Annotated in this window: 16 protein-coding genes; 7 read left to right on the top strand and 9 right to left on the bottom strand. The window is 70.6% G+C overall.

The annotated features are described in order from the left end of the window. Positions 1–503: 503 nt before the first annotated feature. Genes ACZ64A_RS33555 through ACZ64A_RS33575 form a run of 5 tightly spaced genes read right to left on the bottom strand, consistent with a single transcriptional unit; the run spans position 504 to position 6,018 of the window. Positions 504–1,229, bottom strand: a complete 726-nt coding sequence (locus tag ACZ64A_RS33555; protein WP_469815712.1) for a response regulator transcription factor — start codon at positions 1,227–1,229, stop codon at positions 504–506. A gap of 56 nt (positions 1,230–1,285) precedes the next feature. Next, the gene (locus tag ACZ64A_RS33560; protein WP_469815713.1) at positions 1,286–3,934 is read right to left on the bottom strand and encodes an FtsX-like permease family protein; all 2,649 of its coding nucleotides are present in this window, start codon (positions 3,932–3,934) and stop codon (positions 1,286–1,288) included. Further along, a complete protein-coding gene (locus ACZ64A_RS33565) occupies positions 3,931–4,614 on the bottom strand; it encodes an ABC transporter ATP-binding protein (protein WP_469815714.1) in 684 nt (227 codons plus the stop codon). The genes ACZ64A_RS33560 and ACZ64A_RS33565 overlap by 4 nt, the downstream gene beginning before the upstream one ends. Then, positions 4,601–5,365: an ABC transporter ATP-binding protein gene (locus ACZ64A_RS33570; protein WP_469815715.1), complete on the bottom strand. Its 765-nt coding sequence runs from the start codon at positions 5,363–5,365 to the stop codon at positions 4,601–4,603. Before ACZ64A_RS33570 ends, ACZ64A_RS33565 begins: the two co-directional genes overlap by 14 nt. Positions 5,366–5,370: 5 nt before the next feature. After that, complete coding sequence (locus ACZ64A_RS33575; protein WP_469815716.1) at positions 5,371–6,018, bottom strand: hypothetical protein; 648 nt, start codon at positions 6,016–6,018, stop codon at positions 5,371–5,373. 193 nt (positions 6,019–6,211) lie between these two features. Here ACZ64A_RS33575 and ACZ64A_RS33580 point away from each other — a divergent pair, with 193 nt between their 5' ends. From ACZ64A_RS33580 to ACZ64A_RS33595, 4 genes are all read left to right on the top strand, one after another. Beyond that, positions 6,212–7,531 carry a HAMP domain-containing sensor histidine kinase gene (locus ACZ64A_RS33580; protein ID WP_469815717.1) on the top strand — a complete coding sequence of 440 codons (1,320 nt, stop codon included), beginning with the start codon at positions 6,212–6,214 and terminating at the stop codon, positions 7,529–7,531. A 357-nt stretch (positions 7,532–7,888) separates the two neighbouring features. Beyond that, a complete protein-coding gene (locus ACZ64A_RS33585) occupies positions 7,889–8,074 on the top strand; it encodes a hypothetical protein (protein ID WP_469815718.1) in 186 nt (61 codons plus the stop codon). A 61-nt stretch (positions 8,075–8,135) separates the two neighbouring features. Next, positions 8,136–9,143 carry a TIGR03619 family F420-dependent LLM class oxidoreductase gene (locus tag ACZ64A_RS33590; RefSeq protein ID WP_469815719.1) on the top strand — a complete coding sequence of 336 codons (1,008 nt, stop codon included), beginning with the start codon at positions 8,136–8,138 and terminating at the stop codon, positions 9,141–9,143. Positions 9,144–9,267: 124 nt separating this feature from the next. Continuing rightward, positions 9,268–9,468, top strand: coding sequence for a hypothetical protein (locus ACZ64A_RS33595; RefSeq protein ID WP_469815720.1), 201 nt, complete (start codon positions 9,268–9,270; stop codon positions 9,466–9,468). Positions 9,469–9,632: 164 nt separating this feature from the next. Here ACZ64A_RS33595 and ACZ64A_RS33600 read toward each other — a convergent pair whose 3' ends face one another. From ACZ64A_RS33600 to ACZ64A_RS33610, 3 genes are all read right to left on the bottom strand, one after another. Then, the gene (locus ACZ64A_RS33600; RefSeq protein WP_469815721.1) at positions 9,633–10,343 is read right to left on the bottom strand and encodes an HNH endonuclease; all 711 of its coding nucleotides are present in this window, start codon (positions 10,341–10,343) and stop codon (positions 9,633–9,635) included. A gap of 1,009 nt (positions 10,344–11,352) precedes the next feature. Beyond that, positions 11,353–11,547 carry a ubiquitin-like domain-containing protein gene (locus tag ACZ64A_RS33605; RefSeq protein WP_469815722.1) on the bottom strand — a complete coding sequence of 65 codons (195 nt, stop codon included), beginning with the start codon at positions 11,545–11,547 and terminating at the stop codon, positions 11,353–11,355. 907 nt (positions 11,548–12,454) lie between these two features. Next, a complete protein-coding gene (locus tag ACZ64A_RS33610; RefSeq protein ID WP_469815723.1) occupies positions 12,455–12,688 on the bottom strand; it encodes a hypothetical protein in 234 nt (77 codons plus the stop codon). 95 nt (positions 12,689–12,783) lie between these two features. Between ACZ64A_RS33610 and ACZ64A_RS33615 the strand changes: the two genes are divergently transcribed. The 3 genes from ACZ64A_RS33615 (at position 12,784) to ACZ64A_RS33625 (ending at position 15,949) form a co-directional block, all read left to right on the top strand. Next, complete coding sequence (locus tag ACZ64A_RS33615) at positions 12,784–13,485, top strand: hypothetical protein (RefSeq protein WP_469815724.1); 702 nt, start codon at positions 12,784–12,786, stop codon at positions 13,483–13,485. 274 nt (positions 13,486–13,759) lie between these two features. After that, complete coding sequence (locus ACZ64A_RS33620; protein WP_469815725.1) at positions 13,760–13,969, top strand: hypothetical protein; 210 nt, start codon at positions 13,760–13,762, stop codon at positions 13,967–13,969. A gap of 9 nt (positions 13,970–13,978) precedes the next feature. Next, positions 13,979–15,949 (top strand): acyl-CoA dehydrogenase family protein, encoded by a 1,971-nt coding sequence (locus ACZ64A_RS33625; protein WP_469815726.1) that lies wholly within the window; start codon positions 13,979–13,981, stop codon positions 15,947–15,949. 135 nt (positions 15,950–16,084) lie between these two features. On the opposite strand, the gene ACZ64A_RS33630 is transcribed toward ACZ64A_RS33625, so the two are convergent. Then, positions 16,085–16,864, bottom strand: a complete 780-nt coding sequence (locus ACZ64A_RS33630) for an EamA family transporter (RefSeq protein ID WP_469815727.1) — start codon at positions 16,862–16,864, stop codon at positions 16,085–16,087. Between the last annotated feature and the right edge of the window lie 184 nt (positions 16,865–17,048).

Genomic DNA, 17,048 nt, shown 5'->3' on the forward strand with positions numbered 1-17,048 from the left:
CCAAGGACCGGCCGCTCGGCCAGGAGCCGCTGACCAGCCAAGAGGCTTGTTGGCCCGCTGGCTCCTGTACCCCTGAGGCCTGACCGTCCAGGGGTTGTGCGGCTACAGGTCGAGGACGGCGTGCAGCCGGGTAGCTGCCTCGCCCACTGCTGCTCGTTTCATCCCAGCCGCCTTCGTCACCCCGTTCGTCCTCGCCGTCTACCCGCTGATTGCACTTGATGGCCTACGCCCAGGTGCAGGAGCGCCGGACCGCCGCAGCGGAGGGGCGGGCGCCGGTCACCCGGCGCGCAGGCTGACGGGGAACCCGGCCCCGGGCGCGTGCCGGGGAGCCGGACGATTTCGCCGTGGTGCCCGTCGCCTGAGTCGGCCGCCCGCTGGGCGGCAGCGGTTTTCCCATGAACGCCCCTGGCACGCCGGGACCGTCGTCGATGACGTCGATCCGCAGGGTCCTTGAGCCGTGCCGCGACTGGCGGGCAGATGCCATCGGCTACTGCGGGCCCGTGTCAGTTCTCCAGGCGGTAGCCGTGCCCCCTGAGCGTGGTGATGCGGGGCAGCCGGGCCGGGCGGGCAGAGGTTCGGAGGGCGTCGGTGAGGCGGCGGCGCAGGCCGGCCATGGTGACGTCGAGGGTTTTGGTGGAGCCGAACCAGTTCTCGTCCCAGACCTCGGCCATCAGGGTTTCACGGGACACGGCTTGTCCCGCGTGGCGTCCGAGGAGGGCGAGCAGTTCGAATTCTTTCGGGCGCAAGGGGAGCTCTGTGTCGTGCAGGGTGCAGCGTCGGGCTGCGGTGTCGACGACGAGGTCGCCGAGCCGGAGCGGGGTGACGGTTGTGCTGGGGGTGTGGCGGCGCAGGTGGGCGCGGAGGCGGGCGAGCAGGACGGTGAGGCTGAAGGGTTTGACGAGGTAGTCGTCGGCTCCGGCGTCCAGGCCCGCGATCACGTCGATGTCGTCGGTGCGTGCGGTGAGGATGATGATCAGCAGGTCGGGGAGGCGGGCGCGCAGGGTGCGGGCGATGTCGATGCCGTCCGTGTCGGGCAGGCCGAGGTCCAGGAGGATGACGTCGTAGGGCGTGCCGGCGGTTTCGGCGAGGGCGCCCTGGCCGGTGCGGGTCCAGTGGGCGGTGTAGCCGTTGCTGCGCAGGCCCGTTTCCAGGTGGCGGCCGATGGTGTCGTCGTCCTCGACGACGAGGACGCGGGGTCGGTCGTGGTCCGGCATGGCGGGTGTGCGCATGCCTGACAGCGTAGGAGGAGGCGTCGTGGCCGGCTTGGTCGGCGGCCGTGGTGCGGTCACAGGTCTCGCAGTTCCTCGATCGCGGGGCGCTTGGCCCGCCGGATGCCGTTCAGGGCTGCGGCCAGTACGGCCAGCAGCGCGGCGAGCGCGGTGAGCGCCAGGTAGGAGCCGGGGATGGCGAGGCTGGCAGGTGGTGGGTCGAAGACGCCGGTCAGTACCTTGACCAGCATTTCGGACAGGGCCCAGCCGATGAGTGCGCCCCCGGCCAGGCCGCCGGTGATCAGCAGGAGGGCTTCGGTGAGGACCATGCCGCGCAGCTGGCGGTTCTTCGCACCGAGGACGGTGGCGATGGCGAAGGTGCGGCGGCGCTCGGCCAGTCCGAGGGCGAGGACGAGTCCGCCGGCTCCGGCGGCCAGCAGGACGGCGAAGGCGAGTTCGATGCGGGTCAGTCCTGCCAGGTCGACGGAGGTGAGGCTGGTGCCGACGGTGCCGCGGGTCTGGGTGAGGTCGGTGACGGTGGCGCTGGTGCCGAGCTGGTGGCGAAGAGTTGCGGCGATCTGCTTCTGATGGGTGCCGCCGGTGTCGAGGAGGAATGCGCCGACGGTGTTGCTTGCGGTGGTCTTGGCGATGTAGGTGGCGTTGGCGACGAAGAAGCTGTCCTTGGGGGCGGTGGGGAACTCCTTGACGATGCCCGCGTAGTGGAACGGGACGGTGCGCAGGGCCTTGGTGTGGGCGTCCTGGATGCGCAGGTTGACCGTGTCGCCCGGGGAGAGCTGGAAGTCGTTGACCGTTTCGGCGCTGACCAGCAGGTTGTCGGGGCGCTGGGCGAGCTGGTGCATGAGCTGGGTTGCGGTGCCGCCGGAGAAGTAGGCGTCCTGCAGGGAGGTGGCCTGCGCGATGGTGCCGGGGCGGACGCCGTAGAGGTCCTGCAGGTCGGAGCCGACGTAGGCGAAGCGGTGCTGGAGCGGTTCGACGTGCCGCACTCCGGCGATCTTCAGGGTGCCGGCGGCACTGGGCGGCAGCTGGGCGCCGGGGGGTTGGGTGACGGTGACGTCGGCGCCGTTGGTCAGCTGGGCGTCGACCTCCGCCTGCTGCTTGTAGGTCGAGTTGAAGACGGCGGTCGACACGGCGAAGGAGACGGCCAGTGCGAGGAGTACCACTGAGCGGGCGAGCGGGCGGCGGCGCCGGGAGAGGACGGCTGCCGTGGTCCCGGCGAGCGTCGCGGTCAGGGGGCGGGCCAGCCGGGCCAGGACGGGGCGGCCGTGGGTGAGGGCGAGGAGGGTCAGGCGCCACAGCAGCAGGGCGGCGCCGATCCACAGCAGGGCGGGTCCGAGGAAGGCCCAGTAGGACACGGAGATGCTGGGGACGCCTTCGGGGGCCAGGACGAGGGCGTACTGGTTCCCGGAGGAGGCTCGGAAGACGAGCCAGGAGCCGATCAGCAGCAGGAAGTCCAGACCGTACCGCATCCACCAGGGGTTGCGGGTGCTGCGGGCGTCTGCCTCCTTGCGGGTGTCGGACACGGTGAGCGTGCGCAGGTCGCGCAGGGTAGGGACGAGGACGGCGCCGGCGGCGACGGCGGCGCCGAGGACGAAGGCGAGGGCGTACCAGAGGGTCCAGATGCCCCCGGTCCCGAACGACGTGGTGCCGAAGGCGAGGCGGCCGGTCAGCGCGGCGAGCCCGAGACCTGCCAGGCCGCCGGCGACGGCGATCAGTGCTGCCTCCAGGCCCGCGAGGGCGGTGATCTGCCGCGGGCGCAGGCCGCGCAGCCGCAGCAGGCCCTGTTCCTGGCGGCGCCGCTCGCTCCCGGCGGCGGCGACGGCGGCGGTGAGAGAGGCGGCCAGTACGGCGCCGGGGACGCCGAGGAAGAGGAAGAGGATCTGCGCGTACAGGGCGTCCTGGCGGGCGGAGTCGAGGGCGGCACCGACGTTGTTGCCGACGAGTGCGGCCCCGGAGGAGCGGGCTTCGAGGTTGTGTGCGGCGCGGGTGACCGTGGTGAACGCGGCGGCCGGATCGGAGGGCAGCCGGCTGTCGTCGCGGGCGACGTGGATCTGCGTGGTGACGCCGGTGGCGCCCCGGGTGAGGGAGGCGAACCGTGCTGCGGGCAGCAGCACGATGTTGTCCGGGGGCGCGGTCGGCTGGGACTGGCTGGGGGCGCCGACCGTCTGGAACAGCGAGTCGGCCTGAGGCAGGTCGACCACTCCGTCGACCTTCACCTGGCGCACGCCGACGCCGGGGAGGAGGACGCCGACCGTGTCGCCGGGCGCGGCGTGCAGATTGGACGCGGTCTGCTGGGCGAGCAGGACACCGTGGGAGGACCCGGAGAGCACTCGGATCTCGCCGGGGAAGTGGCTGCGGTAGCCGTCGGGCAGACCGAGTGCCACCCCTGGGCCGGTGGTCTGGGTGCTGCCCTGCACGCTGGCGGTGAACCCGGAGGTGTGGGCGAAGCCGACCGGAAGGGCGGCGCGGGTACCAGGCATCTTGTGGACGAGTGACAGCACGGTGTTCGTATCGGCGCCCGGCTGGACCTGTACCTGCCAGTCGACGGCGACCGAGCGCACGGCGCGCTGGGTCATGGTCGCCTTCGACGCGGTCAGGAAGGAACCGAGGGCGGCGATGAGGGCGACCGCAAGTGCGATCCCGGCCAGTGCGGCCAGCAGCCGTCCTGCCCGGTGCCGGGTCAGCCCGCGCGCCCATGCGGTGATCATGACGTCTCCCCGGGTGCGAGCAGGCGGCCGTCGCGCATGGCGCGCCGGACGGTGAGCCGGGCGGCGACGGCCGGGTCGTGGGTGGTGACCACGAGAGCCGCACCAGTGTGGTCGGCCGCCGTCAGCAGCACGTCCAGGACACGCGCGCCGGTGGCGTGGTCGAGGCGCCCGGTGGGCTCGTCGGCGAGAATCAGCCGCGGGCCCTGGGCCAGGACCCGGGCCGCCGCGACGCGCTGCGCCTGCCCGCCGGAGATCTCCTCGGGCAGCCGGTCGGCAAGGTCGGCGGCGCCCAGCCGGTCCAGTGCCGCGCGGGCGGCCGTCTGCGCCTCGGTCTCACTGCGGCCGGCCAGGACAAGCGGTAGGGCGGCATTCTCCAGCACGTTCAGGGCGGGAATGAGGCTTTCGCCCTGGAAGACCAGGCCGATGCCGAATGCGCCCAGCGACGCGGGCCGGGTCACTTCCCCGCTGGTGGGCTGCTCCAGCCCGGCCAGCAGATGCAGCAGCGAGCTCTTGCCCGATCCCGAGGGGCCGACGACGGCGAGCCGATCACCGGCCCGGATCTGAAGGTTCGCCCCGTGCACGGCCACCACGGCCTGCGCACCCCGGCCGAAGGTGAGGGCCGCATCACGGCAGGCCACAAGGATCCCGGAACGCGTCACGAGGGTCTCATCCGGTGACATGCCGCTCCTCCTCCTGCTGCCGCGGGTGGCCATCTGTTATGCCGGTGCTGCCGGTTCTGCCGTCCGTCAACGCGATCACCCGGTCGGCGATCCGCACCGCCTCGGCGCTGTGCGTGACGACCAGCACCGCGCAGCCGTCCGCCGCCCTCTCGCGCAGCATCGCGAGAACCAGCTGCTCGGTTGCGCCGTCGAGTTCACCGGTCGGCTCGTCCGCGAGCAGCACGGCGGGCGCGTTGGCCACGGCGACGGCGAGCCCGGCCCGCGCCACCTCACCACCGGACAGTTGCCGGGGCAGGGCGTGCGCCCGCTCGGCGAGCCCGACCTGCCCCAATAGGTCCCGCCAGGAGACGGCAGAGCGGTGCCCTGCCGCGCGCTGGGCCAGGAGGATGTTGTCGCGCACGTTCAGGTGCGGCAGCAGGTTGCGGGTCTGCAGCAGGACGCCGATGTGCCTGGCGCGCAGCCGGGCCCGCTCGGTCTCCGGCCGGTGGCTGATGCGGACGCCGTTCACGCGGACCTCGCCGCCCGAGGGCTCGTCCAGCCCCGCCAGGCAGGACAGCAGGGTCGACTTGCCCGACCCCGACGGCCCGACGACCGCGACCGTCTCCCCGCGCCCAACCTTGAGGGACACCCCGCGCAGGGCGAGCGTCTCCTCCTCCCCTGCCCGGTAGAAGCGGTACAGCTCACGCGCGGTCAGGACGTCCTCCGCCTCAAGCCGGGAGCCAGCGCCGTCGCGGGATGTGTCGCAGGGCATCCTCCTCACCGCCAGGCGAAGGAGTCGCTGATGGTCCGCCAGGGGTCGACGTTGTCGGCGTTGACCGGGCCGGACAGGGTCACGTCGACCTCATGACCGGACCGGTAGTAGGCATACCGCTCGAAGGCGTCCCGCACGACCTTGCCGGTGACCAGGTCTTTCGCCGAGTCACCCTGGTAGGTGAGCAGGACGATCCGGCCGGCGTGCCGGTTGACCTCGGACACCTTGGGGGAGGCGAACTTGGGCACCTGGCTGCGCAGCTCCGGGACCACCGTGCTGGTGACCGAGCCGACCGTAGGTGCGGCGGACGCAGTGGCGGCCGTGATCCGGACGGTGTTCAGCTTGTCCGTGAACACCGTGGTGTCCTTCTGGACGGTACGGGCCCAGCCCTCGGGAACCTTCAGGGTGAAACCGGTGAAAGAGCCGCCGGTGGGCCGGTACGGGACGTACGCCTGGTTGTCAGGTATGTCTCCGGGTGGGTTGGACTCGGTTGGCGCAGGCGCCGGGTCGTTCTGCCCGCTGCCTGCAGCAGAACCCGCGGCGCGTGACGTCGAGGCGGAGCCGGCGTGGGCCCCCGGACCGGAACAGCCGACACTCACCGTCGCGACCAGCGCGAGTCCGAAGGCGGCGGTCGCCCGTGCGTGTACTGCCATGGCCACGGCCTTTCCAGGAGCGTGCCTGCCAGCCTCTCAGCGCGTCCTTCAGCCGGTCGGCCGCAGGCCGGACGGTCAGGGCACCCACGCTAGGAACCTTCCGGTTAGCGCCCGGCTCGGCGACGGTTAGACGACGGCAAAAGCGTGTGCCGCATCCGCCCGGCCCAGGCGGGAGGCCCGCATGATGAACGGCATGAGACAGCGCGTGGTGAAAGTCGCCCTGACCGCCGCCCTGGTCGCCGTCGTCCTCCTCGCCGTCCCCCTGGCCTGGGCCATCAAGTCGGTGCTTTATGCCGACCAGCGGGACACCCTGGAACGGGCGGCCCTTGCCGGAGCCGTCCATGTCAGCCCGGACTACCGGGCCGGCGACCTGGTGGAACTGCCTGCGCCTCCGGCTGGCGCGCGCCTTGGACTGTACGACCCGCAGCTCAGGCTGCGCGCCGGCAGCGGCCCCCGCCCGGGTGACGCACCGGTCGAGCGGGCCCTGCTCGGCGAGGCCGTCCGGAGCCGCTCGGGCGGCGACCTCGTCGTCGCCGTGCCCGTCGCGCACGCCGAGCAGGTGATCGGCGTCGTCCGCGCGTCCGCTCCTGTCAGCGCGGTACGCGAGCGGGTCCTTGCCATATGGGGCGGGCTGCTGGGCGTAGCCGTGCTCGCGCTGGCCGTCGCCGTCCTCGTCGCCCGCCGCCAGGCACAAGCGCTGGCGGCACCGCTGGAGGACCTCTCACGGCACTGCCGCGCCGTCACAGCCGGCGACCTGACCGCCCGCGCCGCCCCGAGCAGCATCGCCGAGATCGACCAGGTCGCCTCCACCCACAACGAGATGCTCCAAAGCCTCTCCGAGCTCCTGCGCCGCGAGCGGGACTTCACCTCCAACGCATCCCACCAGCTGCGTACGCCCCTGACCGGCCTGCAGCTCACCTTGGAGGCGGGCCTGGAACAGGGCGACGATGCCCGACTGCGGCCTGTCGTCGAGGAGGCACTGGCGACCACCCGCCGCCTGCACGGCACCGTGGAAGAGGTGCTGCGCCTGTCCGGTTCCCATGACCTGCTCCGGCCGGCTCCCGCCGACCGCTCGCTGGAAGACCTCCTGAGGTCCTCGGAGGCACGCTGGCACGGTGCTTTCGCGGACGAGGGCAGGCGCCTGGAGTACGCCGGCGGTGACGTGCCGGGGGACGTCGCGGTGCCTGGCGGCCCCGTGACCGAGATCCTCGACGTCCTGCTGGACAACGCCCGCGCCCACGGACACGGCACGGTCCGCGTCAGCGTGCGCGACCTCGACGACGCTCTGGCCTTCGACGTCGCCGACGAGGGCGAGGTGCGCGGTGACACCGGGCGGCTGTTCGACCGGGGACACACCGGCAGCGGGGCGGGTACGGGCATCGGCCTCGCTCTGGCCCATGACCTGGCAGTCGCGCTGGGCGGGCGGCTCTCTTTGACCAGCCGGACCCCGACTACTTTCACTCTGCTCGTGCCTGTGTCGCAGGAGGAGGCTGGAGCCGACGGACCTGGGTGAGATCTCGTGCCGCCCGCGTGAAACCTCACCATACTGCGCAAGGCGTCTGCGGTCCGCCGCTGGCACTCCCCCTCACGGGCCAAGCCGGATGAAGGGCGCGGCAACCTTCACCGGTTCAAGAGACAGACGGGTTGACGGCAGGATCCTTGAGTCGCACATCGTCGCTTGCTTCTGCGGCGCAGGGCTGGCCAGTTGCGACGCTTCGCCAAGGTGGTGCCTGCGGACTGTTACCGCAGCCCCTCATGGCTGGATGGGGTGCTCGGCGAGTCGGCCACGTATCGGGCAGGCGTTGCGACAGCGGTCGTCTATGTATGGCGGGGCCACCGGACGCGGCGCCAAGAAGGAGGCGCCGGCCGCGTGCCGAGGACGCCGCCGGGCCCTGATTGCCACGTGTTGCCTGGTGAGCACCGCGCCCAGGTCGTGGACCAGGCTGAGCAGGCCACCGCATACGCGGTCGATGCCGTCGTTATCGTGCTCCCGGCACGTCTGGCGCTGAAGCCGCGGCGTGCCGCGCTGGTGCTCACGGTGCTGCTCGTGCCATGACCGGGAAGGTTCACCGGATGGCGGAGTTCGCGGCGCCGTTCGGTGAGCACCGCATGGGGCGATGGGTGATCTGCTGCGTCCCGGCCAGGATGAAACAGGGGGCGGTGCGGGGTTGGGTGTGGTGACAGGGCGCTCGGGTGATCGCTCTGTCGTCACCGGACTGCCACCGAAAGGCAACCTCATGTCCCTGCTACGCCTCGGCGTTTCCCTTCAACCGCGCTGGCCGCTCGACGACGGAGCCAGCGTGCTCCACGCCGCACGCCAGGCCGAAGAATTGAATTTCGATCACGTCGCGGTCGGCAACCGCCTGTTGGACAGCGGCTTTGGGCTCGACACGGACCCGCTTGTTCTGCTGTCGGCCGTCGCGGGGGCGACCACGCGCCTGCGGCTGCTGACGTCCGTGCTCGTCGCGCCGTACTATCCCGCACTGGTGCTCGCCAACCAGGCGGCCACCCTGGACGTCGTATCCGGCGGCCGTCTGATCTTGGGCGTTGGTACCGGCTGGAACCCCGACGAGTTCACCGCCGTCGGCGTACCCGCCCGTGAACGCGGTGCACGCACCGACGACCACCTCGCCGCCGCGAAGGCCCTGTGGACCCGACGTCCCGCAGACTTCGACGGACCGTTCACGACACTCCGCGAGGCGCGCCTCGGAGTGCCGCCGGTCACCGTCGGCGGTCCGCCCGTGTGGATCGGCGGCCACAGCGACGCCGCCCTGCGCCGTGTGCTGCGGTTCGGCGACGGCTGGTACGGCACCGGCGCCGATGCCGCGGAGGTCAGCGATGTCCGGCGCCGCCTGCATGACCTCGCCGGTGACACAGGGAATGCAGACCAACTGACGCTGGCTTCGGCCGCGTTCCTAACTCCGCCCGGTATCCCCGCTGTGGTTCCGCCACCGGGACGACCACTCGGCGGTGCTGCGGCCACCGCAGCGAGCGTCGCCGACGATCTCAGGCGGCTCGCCGAGGCAGGGCTCACCGCTTGCACCCTGTGGCTGCCTGTCGCGGCGGAGCACGTCGACAAGGCGATGGAGTGGATCGCAGCCGAAGTCGCCCCGCGACTCACCTGATGCCGTAGCGGGGGCCGTCCAATTGATCAAGCCGCCGCGTAGAGGGCTCGACCCACTCGGCATGGGCTGGGCCACGTCGAGGGCACGCTGAAGCTCCCGGCGCGCGGGACGGCCGTTCGCCCCCGTGCTCGCCCCGACCAGCGGCGTGCACCCGGTCGCCGTCGGCCTGGGCGACCTGTCGCTGCTCGTGCTGTTCCCGCTCTGCCCAACTCGCCGAGGGGCGCGCGGCGTGCTGCCGGTGTCCGGGTCGGTCCTGCGGGCCGCGTACGGCGCGCAGGACCGGCTGCGGCTCGGGGGATCTCCTCAGAACCGACCGAGCTTCTGACCTGGGAACCATCCACGCTGACCAGCAACGACCACACACGCCCGAACCTGGCCCATCGGGTTTTCGGGATGCTCGAATGGCGCCCCCATACCGCGGACCCCGGCTCGCCCCTGGTGACCCCAGCGGGTGCGCGAGCGCACCAGGGCGGCGATGGCCACTCAGTGTCACCAGTCCGGGTAGCTGGGGCGCAGGCACGTCTGACAGACACTGCCGTTCCAGGGCCCGTTCGAGCCACAGTGGTCGCACATCCAGCTCACGTGCGTGCCGATGGCTCCGCCTGTACGGCCGTCGCCGACGACCGCGACATTGTCGGAGAGGGGGTGCACGCTGGTCCACCGAGCCCGGTTTCGCAGCAGCCCAAGGGCAGGGTGGATGTTCGTGACTGTACGCCCCGAAACAGCCTGGACCACCTTGACGATTTCTGCGCTGGCGGTCTGGAGCGCAGCCAACGTGGCTGCATCAGGACTGGGCTGCTCGGCAGCTTTGCGTACGACGGCCGTTGCTTTGGTGAGCTCGTTCTGCGTCACCATGCGAGCGGCCTCGGAGTGAATCCCCGGTGCACGCTTACGAGCCTTGTCGAGCAGCAGCGTGATGGCAGGGGCGTGGATTGGTGGGCGGGTCCCCTTGCCCCGGTTGCAGGGGCCGCAGCTCGGGACGAGATTGCCGAACCCGAGGAGATCGAAATCATCAGGCAGCCCGTGGAGCGCGAGCAGCTTGGCCCGCTCCTCGATGGCGCCCTCAGCAACGAGGCGCTTGGGCAGCACGTGCTCGACTTCGAACGCGCTGAAGTACAGCGGGCGCCGGCACCAGGCGCACTTCTCTCCCCATGCCACGAACAGCGCAAGGCGCTCGGCATCAGACAGCTTCTTGGGCACGGGGCGATCGTAACGGCGGGCCGACAGGCTGTACTCACCCACCCAGGTCCCGGCTGCTCATCGACGAAAGGTTCGGACGGCCGCGGCCGTGCAACCAACCAGGGTTCGGCCTTCCCGCTGTGGCAGTCGATCTGTCGGCGGGCAGGGTACGGGCGACAGGCGGAAGAGCTGGAGGCTGTGCGCGGCCTACAGGGGCGGTCGGCCGGTGATGGCGCCGCCGGGATCGTCGGCGAGGGCGAGGCGGGCTGTGACCCGTTTGCCGACGGGCTCGCGCCTGAGGAGAGAATCGCCTTGCCGGGAAGGACCAACCCGGTTGGCCGTCTCCCTTGGCCCGTGATGATCGCTGAAGAGGCTTGAAGATCATCCGACGCACTGTCACGGCACTCACCCTGACCGCCGGCGCGCTTCTCGTCACCACCCCCGCCTACGCAGCCCCCACCACCTTGCCTGCGCTGGGCCTGCCCGTCCCACCTGGGCTGGGCCTGACGGTCGTGGCGGCGGCCCTGCGAACGCTTGAGAGAGTCGTCGACTCGCTCGCGGGCGCCGTTCTCTCGCTCATCCCCAGCCAATAGGTCAAGCGTTCACGCGAAGCGCTCCGAAGGCAAGAGATCCCGGGGCGCTTCGCGGCCTTCCATCACGGCCCGCACGGCGCGGTGGCCAGCCGGGTGAGGCTCAGGTGGGCACCTCCGCCTAGAATCGAACCTGCGAACGACCAGCCGTCTCGTCTCGACCTGCTCCGGCCTCGAGGAAGAACCGCTCCAGCTCGGGGCGGGTCGGCTCCGCGACGAACTTTCCGTCCGCGCCGGCCCGCTCATCAATCAGAAACTCCACCGGCACCAGGCAGACCTAGACAGCCAGGAATCCGCCCGGTGATCTTTCCGCGAACCCCAGCGGAGCCCCGACCGGCGTGCTGGCCGAGCATGATCGTCCTGACCGGGTTTTGCTGTACCCCAACTACTCCGGCCGGACTCGTCGTTTATGCTGACCAATCACGGTCGCGGCGCGCCCACTACCCGTTGGCCGCCATGATCGCGTTGATGAGGTCGCCGCCGCTCTCTTTCAAGGCCCTTACCGCCTTCGCTCTTGACGCACCAGTCTGCCCCATGACCAATTCGATGTCCTTGGGGTCAACCCCGGTCTCGTCGACGGTGTCCTCGATGGTGTCGTCCTCAAGCTCAGGGACGTCTTCGAAATCTTCTGACATGAAGTCCTCCAAGGAGCGAAGAAGTACCGCTCAGCCCTTCCACTGCCCAGGCACCGTGAAACAGGTGCCCCACACCCCTCACGGGCGGCGTTCGCTAGCCACTCTGTGTGAGAGCTTCCAGCCGGCCGGCGTGGGGTGCGGGCTCGGTCGCTTGATGAGGCCCGCAGCACGGCGAGCAGGCGATCGCCGACAAACTGGCCCGCTCCTCCCGGGCCGGCACCGTGTTTCGTGCCGCCCTGCGCGATGCGGCCGAACGTCCGGCAGGACCGGCATACCGATGTCCTCGATCCGGCTGTGGCCGTCCTCGAGGCCGCCGACACCCGAACGACCCGGCCGGCCCTGCTCGCCCTGCGCCAGTTGATCGACGGCCTGTCTCGCGAGATCGGCAGCGGTCGATGGGCAGGTACTGGTAGCAGTCGGCCATGGCAGGAGATGTGTGGACCCCCGTGATTTCGATGGCCGGTGTCGCTGTAGGTGGTGCGTTGACGTATCTGACCCAGCGCACGACACGACACGAGCGCCGACGAGACGGACGCCTTCACGGACGAGGGGTACCCGACCGCGGCACTGCGCGTCGGCTCTACCGTGGCCGTGATGTTCGGCAAACATCTGCCCAAGGACCACGACCTGCCGTCCTTCGCCAAGCTCCAGGTCGACCGCATCACCGCCGCCGCCACGGGCAAGAACCCGGACGCCTAGGAAACCCGTTGCCGGGGTTCGAATCGGCACCCCGGCAGAGCGCTGTCGGAAGTGATGAACAACTGCTGCCCGACCTTGGGTTCTGGCACGACTTCCTCGAAGCGGTCACGATGAGTAACGGCTGGAGCTCCGTCTCGTCTCGTGTGGGATGGATGGGCCCGGGGCAGCCGACGAAGCCGGCAAGCAGAGCGGCTGTCCCGGGGCGGAGCTACAGCGCGAAGCAGCTGCGGGCCGTCCAGCTGACGGGGTTGTGCCAGAGGCCGGCCTTCGCGGCGGGCCACTCCATCTGCCAGCCGGGGCGAAGCCCGCTCGCTCCCCAGCCTTCCGGCTGTTTGGCGGGGATCTCGAGTCCGGCCGTGTGGGCGGCGAGCGCGGCGTCGTACACCTCGTGGGCGCGGCGCAGGGCCGCGGCGGGGTCGGCGATACCGGTGAAGACGTGCATGCCGCTGTGACTGAACGCGGCAGTTGGCCGCTCTGAGCATGGCGGTTGGCCACCGGCGCAGGTACAGGACGTCGGGCTATGCCACATTGGTGCACATGTCAGATGCCGTGTACGGATTGATCGGGGCTCTTGGCGGCTCACTGTTGACTGCTGCGGTTGCATACTGGGGCCCGCTTCATCAGCAACGAGAAGTTGCGAAGCAGGCGGAGCTGCAGCGAAGCGCGGATCTGAGACGCGCGGAGATGGAGGTCGAGGCTGCCCGCGCCCAAGCGGACGAGGCGCGCAGAGGCGAGGAGATTCGAGCAGAGATCGCACGGCTGGTGGAGCTCCGTTCAGCACTGCGTGTGTGGCAGTTCGCACTGGACCGGGCCCATGATGAACTGAAGTGGGCGGGTCACCTCGACCTGGATCGGTTCCGGGAGGATGAGCGGGAGCTCTTGGCGAAGGGCATGCGGGCCCTGGACGAAGTCATGCACGATCAGTGGTTCGTGCCGGTGTCGCTCTACGAGCTCGCCCCTGAGGATCCTCCTGCTCGTCGGATGGACAGATCCTCCTCACCGAACGGGCTGGTGGTCGAGGCGTTGAAGGACTATGGGGCGCGCATCAGAGCGCTCGCGCTGGTCGGCCGTCCCACATCTGATGAAGAGAAGGCAGAGCTCGACCAGTTGAAGGCCCGAGCCAACCGGGAGCGGGGCATGATGAGCGAGCTCATCGAAGAGCGCCTGGAGACCATTGTTGAGGATCTTCCACGCAACCAGGTCCCGCCTCGGAGCCGGCAAGCCCGTCCCCGACCCTAGGTCCAGTTTTGGGCCGCCGGTCTCCGCTCGATACCCACGGTCATCATCGCACCTGGGCCGCGCAGCGCTCTGCTCAGCCCGCTCGCCCTGGGAGTCCGCGCCCCCATTGCATTCCTTGGGCGCGGCATCACCTGTTCCAGGCGCCGGGCAGCCGGGCGGGGCGGTTTGGGCAGCGGGGGCCGGGACGCTGCGGGCGGGACCGGCCGATCCGGCGGCGGGGGCGGGGGGTGAGCACGAGTGACGGGGTCTCCTTCTCTCGTGGGCGAGGTGGTGCATGTGGCCGGGCGGCCTCAAGGAGGACGCCCTCCACCTGGAGGGCACGAGCGACGAACTGAAGGTGGACCCGCTGCTGCCGGCCCTCGACGACGTGAAGGTACAAAAGGAGGTCATCGACGCCCGCATCCGCCAGCTCCTCGCCTGGGGCCGGGAAGTCCAGGGCAGCCGCCGGGGCCCCGCGCCGGTTGATCGTCGCGGCTCGGGGTAGCGAAGCGGCATGGCCACCGAGAACATCTCCGCCCCCGCAATCGGCCGGCTCGAGCCCGAGATCGACGTCCCGTCCCTCACCGCGGTCCTCGACGGTGAGTACGCCGAGATCCGGGACCTCGTCCGGGCGAATCTGGTCACCCATGCCGCCGTCCTCGACGAGGCCGACACGCTCGGCATCGACGCGTTCCGCGAGAGGGTCCGCGACGTCGTCGTCCAGCTGGCCGCGACCGGTCAGACCGGCATGGGTTTCCCCGCCCGGTACGGCGGCGGGGACGACGTCGGCGCGTCGATCGCCGCCTTCGAGACCTTGGCGTTCGGCGATCTCTCCGTCCTCGTGAAGGTCGGCGTCCAGTTCGGGCTCTTCGGCGGAGCCATCCTGCATCTCGGCACCGACCACCACCACAAGACGTACCTGCCCCGCCTCGTCACCGGAGAGCTGATGGGCTGCTTCGCCATGACCGAGGCGGGTCACGGTTCCAACGTCCAGGCGCTCGGTACCATCGCCCGCTACGACCCCGAGAGCCGGGAGTTCGTCCTCACCACCCCCGACGAGCAGGCCCGCAAGGACTACATAGGCAACGCCGCCCGCCACGCCGAACTCGCCGTCGTCTTCGCCCAGCTGGAGGTGGACGGCCGCTCCAGGGGCGTCCACGCCTTCGTCGTCCCCCTCCGGGCGGACGGCCGCATCCTGCCCGGTGTCTCCATCGAGGACGACGGCCTGAAGATGGGCCTCAACGGCGTCGACAACGGCCGCATCCGCTTCGACGGTGTACGCGTCCCCCGCGAGGCGCTCCTTGACCGCTTCGCCCGGGTCACTCCCGAAGGTACCTATGAGAGCACCATCGAGAACCCCGGCCGGCGGTTCTTCACGATGCTCGGCACCCTCGTGCAGGGCCGGGTCAGCGTCGCCGGAGCCGGCGTCAGCGTCGCCAAGGTCGCACTGGCGGTCGCCACCAAGTACGCGGACCGGCGACGCCAGTTCAAGGCGTCCCCGGACACCGAGGAACAGGCACTCCTCGACTACGGCCTCCACCAGCGCCGGCTGCTCCCCCTCCTCGCGCGCACCTACGCGCTGCACTTCGCCCAGGACGTCGTACGAGCCCAGTTGCACGAAGTCTTCTCCGGCGTCGAGAACGACCCGCAGGCACGGCGCCGCCTCGAATCGCGGGCCGCCGGCATCAAGGCGCTCGCCACCTGGCACGCCACCCGCGTCGTCCAGGAGTGCCGCGAGGCGTGCGGCGGCGCCGGCTACCTCGCTGTGAACCGCTTCGCCGCCCTCAAACGCGACAGCGACGTCTTCACCACCTTCGAGGGCGACAACCACGTGCTCCTCCAGCTCGTGGCCAAGGGCCTGCTCACCGACCACGCCAGCGACTTCGAGGACCTCGACCAGCTAGGCATGGTCCGCTACGTCACCGGCCTCGCCGTCGAGACCGTCATCGAGCGGACCTCGGCGCACAAGCTCCTCGAACGCGTCCGCGACCTGCTGCCCGGCGGTGACGCGTGGGACCGGGAAGCCGGACTCCTCGACTCCGAGTACCAGCTCGCCATGGTCCGCTTCCGCGAGGAGCACATGCTCGCCGGCCTCGCCCGCCGTATCAAGCACGGCATAGACCGGCACGGCGAACCCGGCGCGGTCTTCTCTCAGGTCCAGGACCACGTGATCGCCCTCGCCCGGGCCCACGTCGAACGGCTGGTCACGGAAGCCTTCGTCGACAAGGTGCGCGCACTTCCCGAAGGCAGCGAGAAGGTTGCCCTCGGGCTGCTGTGTGACCTGTTCGCGCTCTCGACCATCGAAGCCGACCGGGCCTGGTTCATGGAACACGGTCGGCTGACCGTCCAGAGGTCCAAGGCGATCAGCCGCGAGGTGAACGACCTCTGCCGCAAGGTGCGCCCCTTCGCCGTCGACCTCGTCGACGCCTGGGGCATCCCGGCCCCCGTCCTGCGGTCACCGGAGCTCGTCGGCCCCGTCGGCTGAGGTGCCCTCCACCCGGCCGTGGGATGCATCCGGCGCGCTCTCTTTCCCCTCGTTGTCAGGCCTTCGCTCCGCGGATGCGGCCGCCGACAGGACGTGCCGTCGCAGCGTCGGGTGAAGCGCGCGGGCGCGCCGCATTTACGTGTCGAGCGTGGTGAGGTGTGACCGCGCCGGATCGGTGTCGGTGTCGTTGCGGTGTTTTTCGCGGTCGCTGCGGGTGGCACCGATGGATGCCAGTGCCACGGCGGTGATGCCGAGCCACTGCGGCACGGTGAGGTGCTGGTTCAGCAGGAGAAGTCCGATCAGCGCGCCGATGGCGGGTTCGAGGCTCGTGAGTACGCCGAAGACCCGCGGGGAGAGCCTGCGCAGTGCTTCGAGCTGGAAGGAGTAGGGCAGGACACTGGAGAGGATCGCTACGGCGGCGGCCAGGGCCAGGGTGGCGGGGGCGAACAGCCGGGTCCCCGCCTGGGCGAGACCGTAGGGGAGGCTGAGCAGGGCGCCCCAGGTCACCGCCAGGGCGAGGCCGCGGCCGTCGGGAACGCGGTCGGCGAGGCGTTTGCCGACCAGGATGTAGCCGCCCCAGCAGCAGCCTGCCAGGGCGGCGAACCCCAGACCTTCGGCGTTGAGGTGAGAGCCTGAGGCGCTGAGCAGCACCACGCCCGCGGCGGCGAGACAGGCCCACAGCAGGTCGGCTGCGCGGCGGGACCCGACTGCGGCGATGAGGAAGGGCCCGGTGAACTCCACCGTGGTGGCGGCACCCAACGGGATGCGGTCAACGGCCTCGTAGTAGCTGAGGTGGTGTACGGCGAGGAGCGTTCCGGCGCTGATGAGCACGGCCCAGGTGGTCCTGTCCCATCGCAGTCCTGGGCGCCATATGGCGATCAGCACGGCGGCGGCGATGAGGAGCCGCAGGGTCACCACTCCGGCGGGGCCTACGACCGGGTAGAGGCGGGTGGTCAGTGCGGCACCGCCCTGCAGTCCGACGACCCCGCCGATGACGAGTCCGGGGGCTGGGACGGCCCCCAGCCCGCGGCCGATCCATGCCGCCGCGCTGCCGGGATGACTGGTCTGCTGAGTGATCTTCGCTCTCCTTCGAATCGGG

It is taken from the genome of Streptomyces sp. NPDC104814 (genome assembly GCF_055583185.1).